The sequence below is a fragment of the Cupriavidus respiraculi genome, assembly GCF_914271545.1.
Classification (GTDB): Bacteria; Pseudomonadota; Gammaproteobacteria; order Burkholderiales; family Burkholderiaceae; genus Cupriavidus; species Cupriavidus respiraculi.
Map to the genome: position 1 here is coordinate 15,217 of NZ_CAJZAH010000010.1, position 21,173 is coordinate 36,389.

Genomic DNA, 21,173 nt, shown 5'->3' on the forward strand with positions numbered 1-21,173 from the left:
TGATCTTGACGCGCCCTTTCGACACGCGCTTCAGCACGTGCCAACGCAGTCTTAACCTGGTCCATCGAGCGAAAGGAGACCTTGAAGATGAAAAGCGTACTCGTTGTTGCAAGTCTGATTGCCGCGGTATCGCTTACCGCGACCGCGACCGATCTGAGCACTGTCGTGAAAACCTATGAACTCAAGGACGGATCAAAAGTCCACGTTTTCAAGGACGGCAAGATGGGGATGGAGAACAAGTACGGGAAGGCCGTCAACATGCCACAAGGCAAGGTCATGGAAACTAAGGACGGCAGCAAGATCCTGATGAAGGGCAACGAGGTGTTCCGCCTCGAGGACGCACTGATTCAGGGTCACCGCGAAGGCGGCTAACCGGGCGACTTGACATTGGCCAGCGCATGCGGGCGCCCATGAGGCGTCCGCTTTTTAAAGCTAGTCCGTGCCTTACCAATGTCAGCGTTACTCAGCCCTCTCCCAAGATGAGCCGCGGATGCACTATTTAGCCTCAGGGTAGACGGACACGCTGAGGGGTCGGGACACCTGCAGTGTTGGGCATGACGACCATACCCATAAACCCGCGGCGATACCGGCCGCGTACAACGCATTGCGTGCCCGGCGTTATCTTGGGACCCGGGCCGGCTCATTCCCGGGACTGTCTAGGACCAGCACACAATCTCTTCCTGCGACAAGCGTTCGGCACCATGTTGCGTTGGACCGGCCCCGACGTCGATCAACCACTCAGCAGGGGGCGACTCGGCCGGGCCACCCGGCGTGAAAGCGGCAGGCGCCGATCAAGATCCAGCATGGCTGCTTGCGCCAACGCCGAAGCCCTCGCACCGACCCGCAACGCCCATAAGCCGGCTTGGATACCATTCAATCGAAGTCTCCCTCAAAGATGTGGGATGTGACCCGTCGCGCGATGTAATGGTAAGCCGCGCGCTGTGACATGCTCAAGGGTTGCTCGGTCGCGTTTGCCTACTGCAGCGCCCACGATTCTAGGCGGCGGGCCTATCAGGAAAACTATGAGGACATGGCAGTAGTGTCCTTTTTGACAACGCTCGACATCAAGGGGCGCGTCGTCACGCACCCTTCCCCTTCTTAACCAGGTTCTTTCCGGCTGCGCTGCTCGTTGCAGCGACCGCTGCGGTCGACAGAAGTTGCATCGTCCCGGATCAATGTAACCGGCTTGCAATGTCGCAGTAACCTTGGTCTGACTAGACTTCAGTGGCCTACCAAATTCCAAAAAACATGGCGGGCTGGAGACACTATGAAAAGAAAAGGAATGACTGCCGCGGGCATGCTGCTTGGGTCGCTGTCGCTGGGCGCCTATGCCCAGACGAGTGTCACGCTATATGGCGTCGCAGATGTCGGGATCGAGTATTTGTCGAATGTACCGTCATCGAGCGGGGGCAGCAACCAAATGCGCATGTCGGCTGGCAACATGTCGACCTCGCGCTGGGGCCTGCGGGGCACGGAAGATCTCGGCGGTGGCCTCAAAGCGGTGTTCGAACTCGAGAGCGGATTCTCGCTCGATACTGCCCAATCGAGCAGCGCTGGCCGTTTGTTCGACCGGGGCGCGCTGGTCGGTCTGTCCAGTCAATATGGTCAACTCACCCTTGGTCGCCAGACGACGGTGCTATACGACACCGCCATTCAGTTTGACCCGATGGGTTTCGCGCCGCGATATTCGCTCTTCAAGAGCGACGATACCATTGCTGGTCGCGCGGACAATTCCGTCAAGTACAAAGGCACATTTGGCGGGCTGACCGCCATGGCACTGTACAGCTTCGGCCGCACTGGCGGCGGCGAGGTCCCCGGCGAGCCGAAAGCAGACCGGGAGATGAGTGCCGGTCTGATGTATGCGACCGGACCGCTTTCCGTTGGCGCACTGTACGACGAGTACCGAGGGCTGACCGTTGCGTCACAGGGGCAGAAGGACCGGCGGGCGCTGGTGGGGATCAGCTATGGGATCGGCCCGGCGAAGCTGTATGCCGGCTACCGTTGGCTCAACGGTAATATCTCGAGCGCCGCGACGGCTATGCGCTCCAATCTGTATTGGGCAGGCGTGCGCTATCAGTTGAGCTCGGCGCTGTCGCTCACCGGGGCTGCGTATTATACGGATGTGCGGGGTTCCGACGCTGATCCGCTGATGTTCGTCGCCTCGACCGACTACGCGTTTTCCAAGCGCACCGACGTGTACTTCAATGTCGGCTATGTCCGAAACAAGGGTGGCTCGCAGCTGGGATTGAATGGCTTCAACGCCAGCAGTGGCGCCCCGGTCAACGTCGTGCCGGGCGATAACCAAACCGGCGTCGTGCTGGGAGTGCGGCATAAGTTTTGAGCCTAACCGTTCAAAGAACTCAAAGTCGAACGGTCCTTTTAGCGAAGGACAAGCAGCCACCGACCGCAACGCCGTGGCTACTTCATGAAAAAATTTCCGGACCGTAGCGACGGGGTTAAAGCCAAACGCCCCTAGCTGCGCGCCGTGTTTCGCTCAGGAGGAAACGTCAGAAGCGCGTTGTGCCGTCCGACGATTCCGCCGAACCCTGGCCACCATATGCGACCAATATGGCTTGCGTGATGGAAAGCCCCAGCCCCACGCTTTCGGACTCGGTGCGCGTGCCACGGAATGGTGAAACGCATGCATAAATGCGCATGGATCCCCGTGTCCATGCCGGCCACAACGCGCAATGGTCCAATTCGCGGGTCGGCCACTCTGTGCTGCGCGCGCATGCTGCGGTATTTCCGCTCGCTTTGCTGCCCGACGAAGGTATTGTCACGCGCCAATTCGCGTGGGATCGCCGCGAAAACGATCGCGAAATCAAAGTCTTGGTCGCACAGCTTTTGGCCCTGACCAGTCTGCACTTGTGCAACAGAGTCAGGATGGTGATTGACCAACTCCTCAAGCCGCTGGGGCAGCCGCTCGACCGGCGTTTCCCGGGCAAATCCCTTTCGATCAGGCGAATGTTGTCGCCGGAGCAACACATAATCTTCGGTGGCGAAGTGCCGATACATGGCCAGCCAGATGAGGACGCTCAAGCCAAGCAGCACAACCGTAGAGCAAAGCGAGAACAGGATGGTCAGTCGCATCGTTAAGGACACGCGATGCGTCATGCCTGCTCCTTCCGATCCATCGCCGGTGTTACGGTACTGCGACGGAGTAGCGTGCGCGCGCGAGCAGTTCCGAGAAAGCGAACGGCTTGACGGGATAGTGGTCTACGCCCATCTCCAACCCTCTGACTAGGTCGGTCACGCTGTCGCGGGCGGTCAGGAATAACACCGGGACCGTGTTATCCGCGGCACGAATCGTCTGCCGAACGCGCCAACCATCGAGATCTGGTAGCCTGACGTCCTGGATAGTTGCCTGGACTCTATGGGGATAGGTGGTGGACGATCGTCTGTTGAGTTGAGCGGCCTTTTCCGGGAACTACCGGAAGCGAAAGGCATCACGGCTGTTATCGCGCCAAGCCTGCTGTATCGGGGCTGCTGAGGACGTGCCGTCTGGCGGCGCGTGCCTGACCATACGGCGACTTCGGCGGCTATGCCCAACGACGCCAACAGGCCCACGCGGGCCGCCGAGTGATTCGCTGTGGGCGGTGGCCCTGACGCTTACACGCGTGCCGCTGATATTGGGGGGAACTACGGTCTAGCCATATCGCGGCGTTTGCTGCGCAACGCGGGCGCGTGGCCTAGCTGCGTATGCGCGGTTGCAGGCCAGCATAGCGTGGCTAATGCAGTCGCGCGAGGACATGCAAAATGTCGTTGCCCCGCGTCGTGATGTGGAGACGATCGCCGTAACCCAAATCTTCCAGATGCACCAACTGCCGCTCAACCAATGCCTCGATCGTCGCGCGATCGAGGTCGGCGACATTTGGTGCTGCGTCTTCGATCAGCATGAGTGTGGCAACTTCATGTGGTGTCAGCATCGTTGTCTCCAGAACCCCCAGGACTGAATCGGCGGATGATTCCGCTCTCGCGGCGACGGGCTTCAGTATTCACTCAATGCCGGCAGCGCAGAGTCGTCAAGGTAAGACACTGGTCGCGGGTTTGCCATAAGGCGATGCCCTACTTTCCTTGACGGCTATGAGGCCCCCCTTTACCAGCTGGGCCATCCAGACCAGTCCCTGCATGGAATGCCCTACGACTTTGGGGGCGGCGCTAGTCGTGCGCGGCATTTTGTACCTCTTTTGGGCGACATAACGATTGCTGCCGCGCACCGTTTGCCGATCTCGGCTACGACAAGGCTTCGGCATGCCGAACCCATCTCGGAGCGCAGTTTGGGCGGCGTGCGCACCGCTGAAGGCGCACAGCCGTGTCCCAGTCTGGACCCTGGTGGAGCGGCACGGAAATCCCTATCCGAGATGCAAAAGCCTGAATGCCAGCAAGCCGGCCGCTTGAAAACCGCGCTGCTGCTGGCGCAGGCGTGCACACCGCGACGGGGCCGCGCAGGTTCGCCGCGCAGCCCATCCTAGGCCCCGTAACTGAAGTCGGTCCGCGTGCCTGGAGCGCCGGCTTGCGGTGGTTGCTTGGTCCCTACTTCGCGATGCCGTCGACCGGCACCTTCTCTCCAGGCCTCACACGCGAGAAATCGCCGACATGCTGCGTCTGCGCCGTGGCGCAACTTGAAGCCGATGACCAATGCAGTGCCGATCAGGATTGGACTGATGGTCCCGGAATCAGCGCCGGCGCCGCGCCGTCATTCTACGAAAAGGAAATCTTGGCGTGAGCGCAGCAAAAACCTAGATTCACGGTAGCGCATTGCCGTTTGCAAACCGCTTCGCTGGTTTGTCAGTCGAGCCACAGACCCGCCCATGGTTCGCCCGCTGGTATCTCCCTGTACGACCAAGGAGGACTTTATGCGTATCCTATTGCTGATCACGGTCATGTTGGGTGGATGCGCGACCGTGGGCTAACGTACCGCGCAAGCCCAGCGCGACATGGACATCTCACTAGGGGTTCGGGGACCGGCTTGCAAAAGCTTGCACATCAGAAGGCTCGGATCCGTGGCGTGACTGCGTGTTACGGCTCAGTGCAGGAAGCGGACCATCTATGCATCGACGGTTTTGAATCCGATCGCCCCGTACCACGGGGCGTCTCACTGTCAGTTGGCTTCCCACGCAGCCCCGACGCGTAGCAATTGCGCGTTGCATTACCGCTTCCGGTTCTTTTCAATTGCTGCGCGAATGCAACCCACGCACTGCTTAACCTTACCCCCGTGAAAAGGTCCATAGTACAAATGAGGACGGCATGTCGGCGATCACGCCATGGCTGCACCACGCGCCATGGCGGGACACCTGCTCGCCGCGACGACGCTATCGCGCGTCGGCTCGGAGGGCCCAATGCGTAAGCCTATGAATCAGCTTTTGCGTGTCATCGTGCTGCTGACCTTGGCACTGGCTTTGCCCCTGCGCGCGCACGCCTGGCCATTGGACAGTTGCTGTATCGTCGGCATCGCTCAAATGCTGACACACATGCTTGTTCAAGAGGGGCAAGCCAGCGTCGATACCAGCAGTCAACATGGCTGCGTCAGTCAATCCAGTTGTGCCGGTCGTCTTCCCTGCCCGGCCTCCGCGTGTGCAGCCTTCGCGGGCACGCCGTGGGCCAGCGGATGGGCCACGGATGCATGGGCCAGCGTGTTGGTCGCGCATCCGGAATTCGCGTATCGCTCCATCGTTCCGCCCCGTATCGAGCGCCCGCCCAAACGGAACCGTGTGTAGCGCGATCCGCCACACAGGGATGCCGCACTTGGTGGCGTCTCACCAGCACGCTCCTGTCTGACTTGGACATCAGCGGCGTTGCCGGCCGCTCTCTTGGGTGCCCGGCGAGCTGCATACACCGAATGAGGAAAATCATGAAGTCCCTACTCCACGCGCTCGTGGGCGCCGTCTCCCTTCGCGTCTCCCTGTCGGCCGTCGCCGGGCCGAACTGGGATGTGATTGAAAGCGCTCGTACCGCCAAACGGGCTGAAGCGCAGCAACACAAGCCACAGAAGCCGGACGACTCCAAGGCGATGTTGCGCCACCATGACGCCATGATGCAAAAGTGTCGCGAAATGATGGATCAGGCCAAGTAACCCAGCCGCTCTCCGGTGCGCTGCGTGCGCGCGGTCGCCGGAGCGATCTCCGGGCGGGCATCAACTAGGCGGCCACCGCCCTTACCCGGCGCACTACGCGGCCGCCGGTCCAGCAACAACTTAGCCCGCCCATCATGCGCTTATGCATCAACAGCATGCCTACCACAGCCAGGATGGCAATCACGCAGATGATCGTGCACACAACTAGCACGGAGGCGGCTCTTCCGATGGACCCGCGATGGGTGGCACGCCGCAGCCGCCGGCACGAATGAGCGACTTCGTCAACGGTGACGGCGCAACGAATCGACGCTAGGGATGTCTTCGCCATGCTCGACCGGACGCTGAGACGGCATCCCGTCGCTGCTGGTGGCGGCGGGAAGAACCGACGCGTTTAATGACAGCGACGTTGCAGTCCTGTAATCCGCGCGGGCTTTCGCGTGACCGTAGAGAGCCAAAAAATTAGCCTCATGGCCGTTCTGCCGTTGGCAGCCCATCGTGCTACGCCATGGCGCGGCATGCCTGCGCACAACGCCGGCACGCTTGAGCGCATTCCTGGCAATGCTGAGCCGCATGTCGCTCGCACTCGGCACCGCATGCTTCGCAAGCGGTCGCGCAAAGGTTGCATAGATCCTTGGCGAAGCGACTTCCCCGCGCCATATAGGCGCTGGCCATCCGGCACATTGCGGCGCAATCGAGATCCAGGCGGATGCACTCGGCCATCTCCTGTACGTTCGGCTCACTTAGACACGAGGCGGCGCAGTGCTCGCATGCCACTGCGCAAGCATTGCACTCGTCGATGCAGTGTTGAAAATTCTGATGCGGCATGGTCGGCTCCTTGAAGTGATGGCGCCACGTCGGCGCCGCTATCGTCACAGCAATATTTGGACCGGCCGAACCGCGAGGCCGCAGCGCTCGCACGTTTTGCCCTCGCTTTGCTCGCGACGGTGCTATGACCGCGCTCATTTCCGCTTAAAGATTGGGGCCAAATTACAAGCCAAGGAATATCTTTCAGGAATAAGCTTGCGCGTTGATTACAGCCCGGTAATGTCGTGGCCTGCCGGCACTTCGAGTTTATGGCGACTTAGTAATTTCGCTGGTCATGCGCGGATGACTCCGTTTGATTCGCTTCCTTGGGAGGGGCGATGCCAACATTGCTCGGGCTGACCAGTTCGTCCCGCACACGCGCCTCGTCTCGCGTTGCCTTCGCCGACGAACGTTCGCCCGCGCGATGCCCGGCGCTCAATTTGAGACCAGCATTCACGCGCGGGCTATCCAATCACGGCACGCGCTTTGCTATCTGCTTTGCTATCTGTTGGGTTGCCAGTACCGCCGCGCCACCAAGGGACGGCGCCCGGCGCACGCAAGCACCATGGCGTTGACCCGCGATGTCGGGAAGGCCTGGACGCCTGCGCCGATAACCTGTGCCGCCATGAAACTCGGTACAAGGAGGCATGATGGGCTCGATCTCCATCTGGGCGGCCACGCGCCCGCGTCGGCCTCGACCGGCCCTTGAGGGCGACCTGCGCGTCGACGTGGTGATCGTCGGTGCCGGCATCACGGGCCTGACCGCCGCCCTGCTGCTCGCAAAGACCGCCCGGTCGGTGGCGGTGATCGAAGCCCGTGCCGTAGGCGCGGGTGATAGCGGCGGCTCCACCGGTAACCTGTATCAGACCGTCACCGGTGGCCTCGAAACGCTGGCGGCCAAGTGGGGAGCGGACACCGCCCGCGCCGTCGTAGCGTCTCGCGGGGAAGCGATCACCTGGATCGAGCAGCAAGCGCAGGCGATGGGGCCGAGCAGCGGCTTCCGCCGCTGCCCGATGTACCAGTATCCGCTAAGCCCGGATGCCGAGCCGACCATACTGGGAGAGCTGAAGGCATTGCGCGCAGCAGGTCTGGACGCGCAGTTGGCCTCTGAGATGCCCCCTGGCTTGCCCGCCGCAAAGGGCGCGGTGCTTCTGCTTTCGGCACAAGCGCAGTTCCATCCGATCGGCTATCTGCATGCCTTGGCCCTGCAAGCCGAACACGCCGGCGCCCGCCTCTTCGAAAACTCCCCTGCCCTCGAGCTGGACCTGGAAGCCGGCGTCGTTCGCACACGGACCGGTACCGCCTTCAGCCACCATATTGTGCTGGCCACCCATTCCCCGCTGGGTTTTCACTTGGTGCAAGCCGGCATGGCTGTGCGCCGCGAATATGGTTTGGCCTTCCACGAACAAGCCGTTCCGGCTGGCATCTTCTGGGCGCAGGGCCATCCCAGGCTATCGGTCCGCGGATTGGAGGCAAACGGCAAGCATTACTTGCTTTGCATCGGTGAACACCACGAAACGGGAAGGCATGATGCAGCCGCGGCACTCGCTCAACTTGAACGGGCCGCGCAGGAATACCTGGCTGTCGGTTCACCGGTTCAGCGCTGGTCGGCGCAACACTTTCATTCTCCGGACGGCCTTCCCTACATCGGCCGGGACGAGTCAGGGGCTTTCATCGCCACCGGTTTCTCCACCGACGGGCTGGTGTACGGCACAGTCGCGGCCCACATCATTACTGATCAGATCATCGGCGCGCAGAGCCGTTGGAGTTCGCTGTACCTTGCGAAGCGCTTTGAGCCGGTCAAGGCAGCACGCAACACCGTCAAGACTAACGTCGATGTTGCAAAGGCCTTCGTGCACGACTATCTGACACACCGCGAGGCCCAACCGCTGGATCGACTTTCGCCAGGGCAAGGGGCACTCGTGCAGTTGCCGCACGAGCGCGTTGCAGCGTTCCGGGACCCCCACGGAGCGCTCCATGCGGTATCGCCCGTGTGTACGCATATGAAGTGCATCGTGCATTGGAATCCGGTCGAGCAAAGCTGGGACTGTGCTTGCCACGGCAGCCGCTTCGCGGTCGATGGCCGCGTGCTCCAAGGCCCCGCGATCGCCCCGCTCGCGGACCGGCTTCCTGCGCTCCTGCGGCGGCTGGGATGAGGTAAGAAGCGTGGCCTCGGTCCCTCCATCCTGGCGCCGCTATTCCCTTGGCCTTGCGGTCGCAATCACGTTCAAAGACCGAAGACCAGCAACACAGGAAGGCTTCTTACGATGCGATGAACGGGGCATCGCAACCGCCTTACTCGCCCCCGCAAAAGGAGTTCCATCATGCATATCCCCAGAAATCGAGCCATTGCGAGTCTATTTTTGGCCGGCACGGCGCTGCTTCTCGACATGCCATCCGTGTTGGCTCAACACCCTACCGGCCAACACGGCCATACGGCGATGGCAGGTGAAGCAACCGGGCAACAGATGCATCGATCGATGGCTGCTGGCATGGACAAGATGATGTCGATGCAGTCCACCGGCGACGTTGATCGCGATTTCGCCACCATGATGAAGATGCATCACCAGATGGCGATCGATATGTCGAGCGCAGAAATGGAAAAGGGCAAGTCAGCCGAGATGAAGAAGTTGGCTGAAGGGATCATCAAGGATTCGCAGCGCGATATCAAAAGGATCGACCAATGGCTGGAACAGAAAAAATAGCGTTGATGGAACGGGCTGGTCCACCCGTCCCCAGCATTCTCAGCGCCCCCAGGTTTTATCGACCGTACTCCCCACGAATCAGTGATCCAAACCTTTCCTTCGGAGAACAAAAATGACGACACCAAATGCCTACGCTGTGGACGATGAACGCCCTTCGAGGACGGCATCGCTGCGCAAGCGCCTTGCTCGCAAGACCTCACTTAGCGTGTTGGGAATTGCTACGCTGGCGGCGCTGATCACAACACCTGCAGACGCCGCTGAACCGGGCAGGGGAATTACCGCCAGCTTTGAGGTCCGGCTGATGCAGCTGATCATTGACCACCATTATTCCGCGCTAAGGATGACCGAGTTGGCAGCCGGCACGGACCCGCAAAGAACCGGAAACATAGCGCCGAGCGAGGGCACTTCGCCTACCCCGGGCTATCCCCCAACCCGTCCGAAGTCCTCCCTTGATGAAGTCAAGTCGATGGCGAGGATGGAGAATCGCTCCCAGCGCGAACAGTTAGCGCAACTGCGAATGTTCTTGCTGCAGTGGTACGGCGTGGAGTATCAGCCGCGTGTGCGCCAGGAACAGCAGCAAATGCTCGCCCATTTGGAACATGCGCAGCCGGGCCGGGATTTCGATCATGTGTTTCTTGAAGTCTTCAGCCGCCATCACTACACGTTGCTCCAACCAATGAACGCATGTATCACAGGGGCCGATCGCCGTCATGATGAGCTGATACGACTCTGCGGGCAGATGTGGCATATGCAAACGACCGGGGTAGACGAGATGCGACAGCTGCTCGAGCGCCATTTCAATATCGTCGACTATCAACCCTTTGCAGGGGACCGGCCCTTACATTCGCAAGGTGGGAGCCCGAGAGGTCAGCATAGCGGGGGCGACTGACGTCGGTTGTGCCTTCCAGGCGACGTTGGCTTGTCAGGGGCGAACGCACGCGGCACCACACCTTCCGGTGACCACGCCGTTCTAGCAGGAGCCCCGCTTTCCATAACGCCGAGTGAAGGTTGACGGCAGCGTCCTTCGGTGATTGCGGGCGAATTGTCCAGCGCTGCTGTGCGAGCGCCGGCCCGGACGTTGATGCCGGCAAATGGATTGGCCAAGATGTATCGCCGATCAACCCGTCCGCGGCAATGGCTGCCGGGATATAGAACGTGCCCGGCTGCGTGAAGTCGTTCACGCAAAAGCCCGCCTCCCACAAGGCGGTGTGCAGGTCGGCCGCCGCATACAGCCAAAAATTCGCGTGGCGCCCGTCTGGCCCGGCGAAGGCGGCGGGCGGGCCAAATCGATAGGTGCGCTCCACATACGGCGGGATGACCGCGCCCGGATGCCGAACCGCCCGATAGAGGCGAGTGCCGGCGGACAGGGTGAGGTGGGCGCCGGCCAGCGCGCGGCGCAGGACCGGCGTTGGCGGCAGGGTTACAGCAATGTGTTCGGGTGCAAGGTTTGTTGGCGTTGTCATCAGCTGATCAGATCCGAACTGCGCGAGGGCAGCGCGGCCAACTGCGCGATCACCCTACCCTGCCGCTCATTGGCGGGTTGGGCGAGGTGACCACGCTGTGCGGCGCTGAGCGCCGCACGCGATTCGAAGGCCTTACCCGCCAGCAACTCGGCTGGCGTCAGGTCGTCGAAGGCGTCGACCGGGGTTACCCAGAACGCGTGGATTTCGCTGCTCGGCAAGTCTTTCATCTGCCGCAGGACCGCAGCCAATAGCTCCGGTACCGGTGGCGAGAATTGCCAGGCCGGGAACGCGCGGCCGATCGCCTTGCCGCGCGGCGTGACGCAATAAAAGCGAGCGTCTTCCACCGCGCGGTACAGCGTTGCCTGCGACATGTCGACCAGACCTTGGATGACCTCCGAGGGCTTCAGATATGACACGGCGAGTCGATCCTCGACTTCGACGGCCGGCGCTTCACGGATTCCGAGCGTTGCCGTGAGGCACTGACGCACGATGGCCATCACGCGGGCGCGCTCGCCGGCGTCAATGGTGTGCTCCAGGTGCTCATCGATGTCGTGGACCAATTTCTCGACCAGTTGGGGGCCGCGGCTGGCGACGGACGACGTATGGGCGTGCTGTGTCATATTGATCTCCATCAGATGACCGCATGGGGCGGCGCAAATGCCGGGTGAACCTTCGCATCGCGGTTGGAGCGAAGGCAGGACTCCACGTCCTTTGCTGCGGAAGCGATCCGCAGCCTGGCCAGGGCAATGATCAAGCGGATCCGGTCGCCCTTTTTGCCAACCGTATCGGCAAACCATTCGCTCGGCCCTCCCCGAGACACCTCGACGATCAGAGCGCCGGATTCCAATAAAACTTATGTCAAATCATGTAATCCTTTCTGAGGTGGCTTTCACTGTCGACGAACTGATCGCCGACGGGCCGCCGGTGAACGGGCGCAAGGTACGCGATCAAAAAGGCGGGCCTTCGTGACTTAGAGGCTTGACCCTCCAACCGTGGCAAGGTCCAAACTGCCGAGCGTCCCAACATGAAAGGAGTTTTCCATGCAGTTCCACATCGATGACATGACCTGCGGCGGCTGCGCCCGTACGGTAACGAAGGCGATCCAGATGATCGATCCCACCGCCAGCGTCGTGACGGATCCGCCGACCCGTCTTGTGAGGGTGCAAAGCTCGGCATCCGAGGAGCAGATCGTCACGGCCCTGCGCGAGGCCGGCTTCCCGCCCCGCGCACGGTAATGCATCCTTGCAGCCTCCCCGAGGCGCTTCGGTAGGCCGTTGTCCAGGAGGCGCCCCGGATACATGGGGGCGCCTTTTCATGCACAGTGTCAGCAAGCAGCGCCCACTCCCTCGGCGATGGCCACTATCCGCAGATTCAGCGTCAGCGATGTGTAGTCCGGCAGAATCTGGCACACCGTTGCTTGAGGCAACTACCAGAAAAGCAGATGCCCGCCCCTTGATGCTGTCGATGGCAACAGCAGAGGCGAGCGTGCTTGCACCTGCAGTCACCAGACGGGGTCCACAGACACATCAGCGGACGAAGCGTAGCCAATGGAGCCTCTTGTGCGCAGGCGTGCGCTACGCGAGCTCAGTCGTTTTCCTTGGCGTGATTGATCGTGTACTTGGGGATCTCGATCGTCAGGTCTTCACCTGCCACGACGGCCTGGCAACTCAGGCGCGACTGCGCCTCCAGTCCCCAGGCTCGGTCCAGCAAATCATCCTCGCCCTCTTCAACCTCGTTGAGGGAATTAAAGCCCTTGCGCACGATGCAGTGGCAGGTCGTGCACGCCCCACTTTGATCGCAAGCGTGTTCAATCTTGATGCCATGGTCGAGCAACCCCTTGCAAATCGACGTGCCCGCCGACACGTTCAACACGGCGCCCTCAGGCGCCAGATCTGCATGAGGCAGCACTGTTAGTTTGGGCATTTTGTCTCTCGCTCAGTGTGTGCAAGTGCATGACGCATCCGCGATAGCCGCTTTACCGCGCGCACGGCGAGGCCCCGCGCCGGTGCGCGCTCCTGAGCCCCAGCAGACCGCCAATCTCGGCCAGCGAATACCCGAGGTCGCAGGCGCGGCGAATAAAGTGCAACCCATGGATTTCAGTTGGGGTATAGGCACGGTGGCCGGAGTCGGTCCGGTCCGCCGCGGAATCAAGCCAATCCGCTCGTAGTGCCGAATCATCGTGGCCGACACGCGGGATGCTTTGTATGCTTCACCGATATTCATGCTTGTCCTCCTTGCTCAATGAGATGTGTGGGGTACCGTTGGCAGCGGCGGCCTGGAAGCGGCGCAGGCGCAGCGCGTTACCGAGCACAAACACACTGGACAGCGCCATCGCGCCGGCCGCGAAGATGGGCGACAGCAGCACCCCGTAGGTGGGGTACAGCACGCCTGCGGCCACTGGAATCAGCGCCGTGTTGTAGCCAAAGGCCCAGAACAGGTTCTGACGAATATTGCCGATGGTGGCCTTGGACAGCGCGATGGCGTTGGGCACACCTTGCAGATTGCCGGACATCAGCACCACGTCGGCAGATTCCACCGCCACATCGGTGCCCGAGCCGATTGCCAAGCCCACATCGGCCTCGGCCAACGCCGGTGCATCATTGATGCCGTCACCCACGAACGCGATCTGGCCGTGGGCTGCCTTCAGCCGGCGCACAGCCTCCACCTTGCCCTCGGGCAGAACCTCGGCCACGACTTCGTCGATGCCCAGTTGCCTGGCGATGGCCTGGGCGGTGCGCATGTTGTCGCCCGTGATCATCGCCACCTTCAGACCCAACTGGTGCAGCGCGGCGATGGCGGCGGGCGTGCTGGACTTGATTGGATCGGCGACGGCGATGATGGCAGCCAATCTGCCGTCAATGGCGGCATACAGTGGCGACTTGCCCTCGTCGCCCAGGCGTTCGGCCGTACGAGCGAAGCCGCCGACGTCTACGCCAAGCTCACGCATGTAGCGGTCAGCACCGACCTCCACACGGGCGCCATCCACGGTGGCGCGCACGCCCATGCCCGTGACCGACTCGAAATCGGTCATCACGGGCAGCGCAATGCCACCTTCCTCGGCGGACTCGACGATGGCGCGGGCAATCGGGTGCTCCGAATGCGACTCCACGGCCGCAACCCACCATAGCACCTGGCTGCGGTCGAATCCGGTGGCGATCTCCAGGTCGGTCAGTACCGGGCGGCCCTCGGTCAGCGTACCGGTCTTGTCCACGGCCACCACCTGGGCATCCTTGAGCAACTGCAGCGCCTCGCCCTTGCGGAACAGCACGCCCATTTCGGCACCCCGGCCGGTGCCCACCATGATGGAGGTCGGCGTAGCCAGGCCCATCGCGCAGGGGCAGGCGATGATGAGCACGGCCACCGCGTTGACCAGTGCGAAGGTCAGTGCTGGCCACGGCCCGAAGATCAGCCAGACCAGAAAGGTCAACAAAGCAGCCAGCATAACCGCGGGCACGAACCATAACGTCACCTTGTCCACCACGGCCTGGATCGGCAGCTTGGAGCCTTGGGCCTGTTCGACCAGCCGGATGATCTGCGCGAGCATAGTCTGAGTGCCCACGGCCGTGGCGCTCAGCGTCAGGGCACCCTTCTGATTGACCGTGCCGCCCACCACGGCGCTGCCGCTCGTCTTCTCGACGGGAATCGGCTCGCCGGTAATCATCGACTCGTCAACAAAGCTGCGGCCATCCGTCACTTCGCCATCGACCGGCACCCGCTCGCCAGGACGCACTTGCACGATGTCGCCCAGGGCCACGTCGTTGATCGGAATGTCCACAATGCGGCCATCGTGCGAGACGTGCGCAACCTTGGCTTGCAAACCGGCCAGGCGCTTGATGGCCTCGGAGGTGCTCCCCTTGGCGCGTGCCTCAAGGAAGCGCCCGAGCAGAATCAGCGCCACGATGACGGCTGCCGCTTCGTAATAGACATTCACCGTTCCGGCCGGCAGCAGGTCTGGCGCAAAGGTTGCAACCACCGAATAGCCGAATGCCGCCGCCGTGCCGACAGCCACCAGAGAATTCATGTCCGGCGCCAGGCGCACCAGCGCCGGGAAGCCCTTGAGATAGAAGCGCCGGCCCGGAATGGCCAGCACCAGCGCCGTCAGCACGAACTGCAGATACCAGCTCTCCTGCATGCCGATGGTGGCCATGACCCACTCGTGCATGCCGGGAATCAGGTGCGAGCCCATTTCGAGCGCGAATACCGGCAACGCCAGTACAGCGGCCAACGTCAGGTCGCGCTGGAGTTCGGCCCGCTCGGCGTCCTTCTTTTCCGTAACCTCATCGTCAGTTTGCGCTGCGACATCGACTGGACGGGCCTTGTAGCCCACCCTCTCGACGGCGGCCACCAAAGCCTCCACGGCGGCCACACCGCGCACGGTGGCCCGCTCGGTCGCCAGGTTCACAGCCGCCTCGGAGACGCCTGGCACGGCCTTGAGCACCCCCTCGACCCGACCGACGCACGAGGCACAGGTCATGCCCTCGACCGCCAACTCGACGGTACTGGCAGGCACGTCGTAGCCGACCTTCTCCACCGCCTGAACCAGCGCCATGCGCTTGACGGGGCCCGCCAGGCGGATGTCCGCTCGTTCGGTGGCGAGATTGACCGATACGCTTCCCACGCCTTCGACCTTGGCAAGGGCAGCCTCGACGCGGCCAACGCAACTTGCGCAAGTCATGCCTTCGATGGGCAGACTGATCGCTGTCGCTATGGCGCCAGCACCGCTTGTGCTTGGCATGTTCATGGTTTGCTTCCCATAGTTGAAACTCGATAGAAGCGCAGATTGATCCTTGCCATTGTGGGGAGGTCAAGCGCTTCTTTTACTTTTCTGCACCGCATTGGACTGCTCAGCAACGTACTCCAGCGCGAGCGCCTTGCACGTGCGCGGTCGCTGAGGGCGTGTCATCAACGTTGGAGCGTGCCCACAGCACATGCGCTGTGCGGCCGTCTGTGGCAGCCATACCCACTGAATCGCAATAACGCACGCTCGCAGTAGTTTCCTTCCGAGGACTGCTTGGCCTGGTCGTCGTTGTAACGCCTAGCCTCCCCAAAAACTTCTGCAGAGCCACTTCGGAAGGGCCGAAGTCCTGTGGCCCATCAATGGCTGGTGGGCTTCCCGGAGCCGCCAGAAGCCGAGCCGCGAATCTAAGACAAAGGAAAACCCCCCGGTATGAGCACCACGCGCACTCGCTCCACGCAGGCCGGCGGCCGGAGCGAGATGACAGACGAGGACCACGGAAAAGATCTAGGACTATGCCGAGGTAACAACCGCGGCGGAGGCCGCCATTGCGGACCCGCTGCGGGAGGCAGAGGGTGGATTGGCGCGCCGTGTCGTCTGACACGCATCCGATCAACGGCAATATCGCGTTCACGGTGAAGTAATCCGCAGATGGACTGGGCAACGGTTGCAGTGCGCTTCGCACTTTATTTCGATATGACAACGCTGTTCGGACTGCCGCTGTTTGCTCTGTACGCCTTGCGCCGGGATGAAATGTCGTCAGGAATCGTCTCGAGCTTCGTGAGAATTTGCACGGCGCTCGGGGCGTTGGGCATCCTGCTGTCCTTGGCCAATATGGCGATTATGGCCAAAGGCATGACGGGTGCCTCGGCGTACTCCGAACTGCAAAGCCACGTGTTCGAGATGATCTTGACAGGGACCGATTTTGGGGCGGCGTGGTCCATGCGGCTGGTTGCCCTGGTCCTCTGCGTGGTGGTTGCACTACTAGCCCGCCGACGGCCCGCGCTTCAGTTCGGCGTACTGGCTGCCGCGGCTGGGGTAGCCTTGTCCACGCTGGCCTGGGCCGGACACGGCGCCATGGACGACGGCATGCGCCGCTACATCCATCTCACCTCCGATATTGCGCATTTGATAGCCGCCGGCGCCTGGGTGGGTGCCCTTCTTGCCTTCGTGCTGTTGTCGCCCGCGTCAGCGACGCCCGCAAACGCCGCCTTGCTGAGCCGCACCGCCAACGGCTTTGCCCACGTTGGCACCATCGTGGTTGCCACGCTGACCATCACCGGCGTGGTGAACTATGGGCTGATCGTCGGTCCTGTATTGCCGGCTCTCACGCTCACCTCGTATGGTGGCCTGCTGCTGATGAAGCTGGGGCTATTCGGCGCGATGCTCGCCCTCGCTGCGGCCAATCGCTTTCATCACGGTCCACAGCTGGAGCGCGCCGTACGAAGCGGCGACTATGGTGGAGCGGTTCGGACGCTCCGACGCAGTCTGATGTTCGAGGCCAGCGCGGCGACGCTGATCCTCGCCCTGGTTGCCTCACTTGGGATCCTGTCCCCCTCGGATGGGTAGCGCCGGGATTCGCTAGTCGCGCGGCTTTGCCGCTGTGGCAGCAAGGTTGGCGTCAAGCACGCCCTGCGACTAAGGCGCGACGCGGCGTTCGGCTGCGCGTCGCGCACCTCAGCGGACCATCGACAACTAAGCAGTCCACCGGCATCAAGCCTATTGCCGAGTCGCATACTGTTCTGTCGCCTCCCGCTGGGCGGCAGCCATCTTGTCTGGCCAGGTGCTCTTGATGTAGGCCAGCACGGCGACAATCTCATCATCGGACATCGACTGACCGAATGCAGGCATGTCGCTGACGTAGCCTTCTGGCGCCGTCACGCCCGGAACGAGTCCATTCTTTGTAATCGCGAACAGCACGGCGTCCGCATGGTGCCAGGTATGTCCTGAAGCATCGTGTGGGGGGGCTGGCATGCGGCCATTCGGCAAGCGGTCGCGCCAATTGGGCTGTCCCTGAAGGTCTGCGCCATGACAGGATGCGCATGCCTGCGCGTACAGCTGCTTGCCTAGCGCAACACGTTCCGCATTCGAGGAATCGATATGCAATTGGCGCGTTTGACCCGGCCGGGTGTCGGCACGAGGCGCCCCCAGGTATCGCTTGGTCTGCAGGGCGACAACTGTGGCGGCCGCCGCGGCCAGCAACAGGAACGCAGCGATTCGCCAGCGCGATTTCTTTGACGCTTCCATATTTTCCTCGTCCGCCTGGCAGCGCCAGGGCGAGACGCAGGTCGGGCCTCAGTCCTTGGAGAAAGGCTTGCCAGCGAAATCGACGGTTACCAGGCTACCGTCCATCTGCCCCATCCCGGGCGAATTGGCCGGCATGCCGGGTACCGCCACGCCCTTCAACGATGGCTTGGCGACGAGCTTGCGTATGGCAGTGGCCGGTACGTGACCCTCCACTACCTGCCCGCTGCCTTCAATCACCGCGGTGTGGCAGGAGGCCAGCTGTGCCGGGACACCAAGCTTGTTTTTCACCGCCGCGACATCGGACGAATTAACCACCTTGGTCGGCATGCCGGCCTGATTCACATGCTTGACCCACTCTTCACAGCAACCGCAGTTGGGGTCCTTGTACACGGTCAGCGCGGGCGAGGCGGCATATGCGCCGGCGCCGATGCTCAGCAACGCGACAGTGGTGAGGATACGTTTCATCGATACTCCAAAGAAAACACAATAGTTCTGCTAGTGGCGAAGCGCGCCAAACACCTGTGCCGCCTCACATTTCGGTCCGCCTCAATCGCAACGCGTTCGTAATCACCGACGCCGAACTAAGGCTCATCGCTAGCGCGGCGATCATGGGCGACAGCAGCCACCCAGTAAATGGGTACAGCACCCCAGCGGCCAATGGCACGCCCAGAGCGTTATAGATGAATGCGAAGCCGAGATTCTGCTTCATATTACGGATGGTCGCCTCCGAGAGGGCCCGTGCGCGCGCAATGCCTCGCAGATCGCCTTTAACCAGTGTCACCTGCGCGCTGTTCATGGCGACATCCGTGCCGGTGCCCATGGCAATCCCCACGTCCGACTTGGCGAGCGCTGGCGCGTCATTGATGCCATCACCGGCCATGGCAACGACCGCGCCGCCTTGCTGCAGCCGACTGACGAGATCCAGCTTGTCGGCCGGTTTTACCTCACCGTGGAACTCCGCAATACTGAGCTTCGCCGCGACCGCCTTGGCAGTGGCTACGCCATCGCCGGTGGCCATCACCACCCGAATTCCCTCTGCCTTGAGGCTGGCCAGCGCTTCGGGGGTGGAGCCCTTAACGGGATCCGAGACGGCTAGCATGCCGGCAAGGCGCCCGTCGACGGCCAAATACATCACGCTGGCGCCTTCCGCACGCAGCGCATCGGCTTGTCCCTGTAGCGCCTTGGTCTCGATGCCTTCAGTTTCCATCAGTGCGGTATTGCCGATGGCAAGCTTGCTGCCTCCGACCACACCGCGCACGCCGATGCCGGTGCTTGACTCGAACTCATCGGCTTTCTCCAGGGCCAGGCCCCGGGCGCGGGCGCCCTCCACCAACGCGGCGGCCAGCGGGTGCTCGCTGCCCTGATCGAGGCTCGCCGCCAGACGCAGAACCTCCTCGTCGGGATAGCCGTTCGTGCCAATGGCCCGCTCGAAGGTGGGCCGCCCTTCGGTCAGCGTGCCCGTCTTGTCGACAATGAGCGTGGTCACCTTGCGCAGGTTCTCGATGGCAGCGGCGTCCCGGAACAGCACGCCATTGGTAGCGCCCTTGCCGCTCGCCACCATGATCGACATCGGTGTGGCCAGGCCGAGCGCGCATGGACAGGCAATGATAAGCACGGCTACCGCATTGATAAGACCGAAAACCCAGCTCGGCTGCGGCCCGAACACACCCCAAGCGAAGAACGTCGCGATGGCGATACCGATCACACCCAGCACGAACACGCCAGCGACCTGGTCTGCCATGCGTTGCATCGGCGCCTTCGACCGTTGCGCCTGTGCCACCATCTGTACGATCTGAGAGAGTACCGTCTGGGACCCGACCTTCTCGGAGCGAATGACCAGGCTGCCGGACGCATTCATCGTCGCGCCGATGACGCGGTCGCCAGCACGCTTGGTGACTGGCATCGGCTCGCCTGTGATCATCGATTCATCGACCGAGCTGGTGCCCTCGGTCACCACGCCATCGACCGGCACCTTTTCACCTGGCCTGACGCGCAGCAGATCGCCGACATGCACGTGAGTCAGCGGCACATCGTCCTCGGCCCCGTCTGGCCCAATGCGGCGCGCGGTTTTAGGAGCGAGCCCGAGCAACGATTTGATGGCCGCCGAGGTTTGTGAACGCGCCTTAAGCTCGAGCAGCTGACCGAGCAGCGTAAGCGAAATAATCACCGCTGCCGCTTCGAAGTACACGCCGATCCGGCCATGGGCAGCAAACTCCTGCGGGAATACACCGGGGACTACCGTGGCCATCACACTGTATAAATAAGCCGCGCCGGTCCCAAGTCCGATGAGGGTCCACATATTCGGACTGCGATGCACGACCGAATTCCCACATCGCTGAAAAAACGGCCAACCCGCCCATAGCACGACGGGCGTCGACAACACCAGCTCAGCCCAGCTCTGCGTCGACGGCGTCATCCAACCCAGACGATGCCCTACCATGGCGAGCCCAACCGTGACGACCGTCAGTGGCAGCGTCCACCAGAATCGGCGGCGGAAATCCACCAGCTCCGGGTTTTCTTCCTCATCGAGGTCCGGCAGCAATGGTTCCAGCGCCATGCCGCACTTCGGGCAGTTGCCTGGATGATCCTGGCGGATTTCTGGATGCATCGGGCACGTGTAGATGGTCCCGGGCGCCGTTGGCTCGGCAGCTGGCTCGGCCGGCGAGCCGGTGTATTTGACCGGATCCGCCTCGAATTTGTTGTGGCAGGAGGCGCTGCAGAAGTAGTACGGTCTGCCGGCGTAGGCAAGGCGGTACTTGGTGTCCGCCGACACCGCCATGCCGCAGACCGGGTCCTTACGCACGCCAGTGCCTGCGGCACTGTTGCCGCCTGACGCGCGATGGTGATCGTGATGATGGTGTTGGCCGGCGTCCTGCGCGCCAGGGTTGGGGGCAGAAGGCGCGCCATGGGCCTGGCACACGCCGTGTGGGGGATGGTCCTTGTCATGCCGCTCGTGATCGCCGCCGGTTTCCTTCATCGAATGACTCCCTTATCGTCCTGGTGCTACCGTGCAAGGTACACCTTCCAATCGTGGGAAAGTCAAGCTCCGCCACCGTGAATAGGCAGCATCGCGCGTCTGCCGGGGGAAATGTCCGGTCGGCACCGGCTTTTGGCGAGGGACACAGGATCGATGCTTGACGGGCGAC

Annotated in this window: 21 protein-coding genes and 3 pseudogenes; 10 read left to right on the plus strand and 14 right to left on the minus strand. The window is 62.2% G+C overall.

The features are described from left to right. The first annotated feature begins 87 nt into the window (after positions 1–87). Together copK and LDO27_RS24615 are read left to right on the plus strand one after the other, a co-directional pair. On the plus strand, positions 88–372 hold the full coding sequence (gene copK / locus LDO27_RS24610; RefSeq protein ID WP_053821801.1) for a periplasmic Cu(I)/Cu(II)-binding protein CopK: 285 nt from the start codon (positions 88–90) through the stop codon (positions 370–372). Between the two features lie 895 nt (positions 373–1,267). Next, positions 1,268–2,341, plus strand: a complete 1,074-nt coding sequence (locus LDO27_RS24615) for a porin (RefSeq protein WP_222208687.1) — start codon at positions 1,268–1,270, stop codon at positions 2,339–2,341. Between the two features lie 131 nt (positions 2,342–2,472). On the opposite strand, the gene LDO27_RS24620 is transcribed toward LDO27_RS24615, so the two are convergent. The 3 genes and pseudogenes from LDO27_RS24620 to LDO27_RS24630 form a co-directional block, all read right to left on the minus strand. Then, positions 2,473–3,114, minus strand: coding sequence for a hypothetical protein (locus tag LDO27_RS24620; protein WP_222208689.1), 642 nt, complete (start codon positions 3,112–3,114; stop codon positions 2,473–2,475). Positions 3,115–3,163: 49 nt separating this feature from the next. Further along, positions 3,164–3,358: pseudogene (locus tag LDO27_RS24625) on the minus strand (response regulator); the annotation flags it as partial. 370 nt (positions 3,359–3,728) lie between these two features. After that, complete coding sequence (locus tag LDO27_RS24630) at positions 3,729–3,926, minus strand: hypothetical protein (protein ID WP_222208690.1); 198 nt, start codon at positions 3,924–3,926, stop codon at positions 3,729–3,731. 1,425 nt (positions 3,927–5,351) lie between these two features. On the opposite strand from LDO27_RS24630, the gene LDO27_RS24635 reads away from it, so the two are divergent. Both LDO27_RS24635 and LDO27_RS24640 read left to right on the plus strand, forming a co-directional pair. Continuing rightward, on the plus strand, positions 5,352–5,717 hold the full coding sequence (locus tag LDO27_RS24635) for a hypothetical protein (RefSeq protein WP_222208691.1): 366 nt from the start codon (positions 5,352–5,354) through the stop codon (positions 5,715–5,717). Positions 5,718–5,851: 134 nt separating this feature from the next. Then, on the plus strand, positions 5,852–6,073 hold the full coding sequence (locus LDO27_RS24640) for a hypothetical protein (protein ID WP_222208692.1): 222 nt from the start codon (positions 5,852–5,854) through the stop codon (positions 6,071–6,073). 281 nt (positions 6,074–6,354) lie between these two features. Here the strand turns inward: LDO27_RS24640 and LDO27_RS24645 are convergent, their stop codons facing one another. Further along, on the minus strand, positions 6,355–6,645 hold the full coding sequence (locus LDO27_RS24645) for a hypothetical protein (protein WP_222208900.1): 291 nt from the start codon (positions 6,643–6,645) through the stop codon (positions 6,355–6,357). Then, positions 6,572–6,898 (minus strand): four-helix bundle copper-binding protein, encoded by a 327-nt coding sequence (locus LDO27_RS24650; protein ID WP_222208693.1) that lies wholly within the window; start codon positions 6,896–6,898, stop codon positions 6,572–6,574. Before LDO27_RS24650 ends, LDO27_RS24645 begins: the two co-directional genes overlap by 74 nt. A 626-nt stretch (positions 6,899–7,524) precedes the next feature. On the opposite strand from LDO27_RS24650, the gene LDO27_RS24655 reads away from it, so the two are divergent. From LDO27_RS24655 to LDO27_RS24665, 3 genes are all read left to right on the plus strand, one after another. Beyond that, positions 7,525–9,033, plus strand: coding sequence for an FAD-dependent oxidoreductase (locus LDO27_RS24655; protein ID WP_224044524.1), 1,509 nt, complete (start codon positions 7,525–7,527; stop codon positions 9,031–9,033). 168 nt (positions 9,034–9,201) lie between these two features. Then, positions 9,202–9,582 carry a DUF305 domain-containing protein gene (locus LDO27_RS24660; RefSeq protein ID WP_222208694.1) on the plus strand — a complete coding sequence of 127 codons (381 nt, stop codon included), beginning with the start codon at positions 9,202–9,204 and terminating at the stop codon, positions 9,580–9,582. A gap of 112 nt (positions 9,583–9,694) precedes the next feature. After that, positions 9,695–10,471, plus strand: a complete 777-nt coding sequence (locus LDO27_RS24665; protein WP_222208695.1) for a DUF305 domain-containing protein — start codon at positions 9,695–9,697, stop codon at positions 10,469–10,471. A gap of 573 nt (positions 10,472–11,044) precedes the next feature. On the opposite strand, the gene LDO27_RS24670 is transcribed toward LDO27_RS24665, so the two are convergent. Further along, positions 11,045–11,665: a hypothetical protein gene (locus tag LDO27_RS24670; RefSeq protein WP_222208696.1), complete on the minus strand. Its 621-nt coding sequence runs from the start codon at positions 11,663–11,665 to the stop codon at positions 11,045–11,047. 11 nt (positions 11,666–11,676) lie between these two features. Beyond that, positions 11,677–11,892: a hypothetical protein gene (locus tag LDO27_RS24675; protein ID WP_222208697.1), complete on the minus strand. Its 216-nt coding sequence runs from the start codon at positions 11,890–11,892 to the stop codon at positions 11,677–11,679. A 193-nt stretch (positions 11,893–12,085) separates the two neighbouring features. On the opposite strand from LDO27_RS24675, the gene LDO27_RS24680 reads away from it, so the two are divergent. Continuing rightward, a complete protein-coding gene (locus LDO27_RS24680) occupies positions 12,086–12,280 on the plus strand; it encodes a heavy-metal-associated domain-containing protein (protein WP_222208699.1) in 195 nt (64 codons plus the stop codon). A gap of 349 nt (positions 12,281–12,629) precedes the next feature. Here LDO27_RS24680 and fdx read toward each other — a convergent pair whose 3' ends face one another. From fdx to LDO27_RS24695, 4 genes and pseudogenes are all read right to left on the minus strand, one after another. After that, positions 12,630–12,968, minus strand: coding sequence for an ISC system 2Fe-2S type ferredoxin (gene fdx, locus LDO27_RS24685; RefSeq protein WP_222208701.1), 339 nt, complete (start codon positions 12,966–12,968; stop codon positions 12,630–12,632). A gap of 52 nt (positions 12,969–13,020) precedes the next feature. Next, entirely contained in the window at positions 13,021–13,242 is a 222-nt protein-coding gene (locus LDO27_RS25715; RefSeq protein ID WP_456064377.1) for a MerR family DNA-binding protein, read from the minus strand. Then, positions 13,221–13,268, minus strand: a pseudogene (locus LDO27_RS25700) (hypothetical protein); the annotation flags it as partial. The gene LDO27_RS25715 and the pseudogene LDO27_RS25700, both read right to left, overlap by 22 nt. Next, on the minus strand, positions 13,255–15,780 hold the full coding sequence (locus LDO27_RS24695; protein ID WP_224044555.1) for a heavy metal translocating P-type ATPase: 2,526 nt from the start codon (positions 15,778–15,780) through the stop codon (positions 13,255–13,257). The gene LDO27_RS24695 and the pseudogene LDO27_RS25700, both read right to left, overlap by 14 nt. Before the next feature lie 563 nt (positions 15,781–16,343). Here LDO27_RS24695 and LDO27_RS24700 point away from each other — a divergent pair. Continuing rightward, positions 16,344–16,424: pseudogene (locus LDO27_RS24700) on the plus strand (copper resistance protein CopC); the annotation flags it as partial. A 7-nt stretch (positions 16,425–16,431) separates the two neighbouring features. Then, positions 16,432–17,349 (plus strand): copper homeostasis membrane protein CopD, encoded by a 918-nt coding sequence (gene copD / locus LDO27_RS24705; protein WP_222208703.1) that lies wholly within the window; start codon positions 16,432–16,434, stop codon positions 17,347–17,349. Between the two features lie 150 nt (positions 17,350–17,499). Here the strand turns inward: copD and LDO27_RS24710 are convergent, their stop codons facing one another. The 3 genes from LDO27_RS24710 to LDO27_RS24720 all read right to left on the minus strand — a co-directional run bounded on the left by LDO27_RS24710 (position 17,500) and on the right by LDO27_RS24720 (position 21,004). Continuing rightward, positions 17,500–18,027, minus strand: a complete 528-nt coding sequence (locus LDO27_RS24710) for a c-type cytochrome (protein ID WP_222208705.1) — start codon at positions 18,025–18,027, stop codon at positions 17,500–17,502. Between the two features lie 48 nt (positions 18,028–18,075). Further along, entirely contained in the window at positions 18,076–18,492 is a 417-nt protein-coding gene (locus tag LDO27_RS24715; protein WP_222208707.1) for a DUF411 domain-containing protein, read from the minus strand. 64 nt (positions 18,493–18,556) lie between these two features. Then, positions 18,557–21,004, minus strand: coding sequence for a heavy metal translocating P-type ATPase (locus tag LDO27_RS24720; RefSeq protein WP_222208709.1), 2,448 nt, complete (start codon positions 21,002–21,004; stop codon positions 18,557–18,559). Positions 21,005–21,173 lie beyond the last annotated feature (169 nt).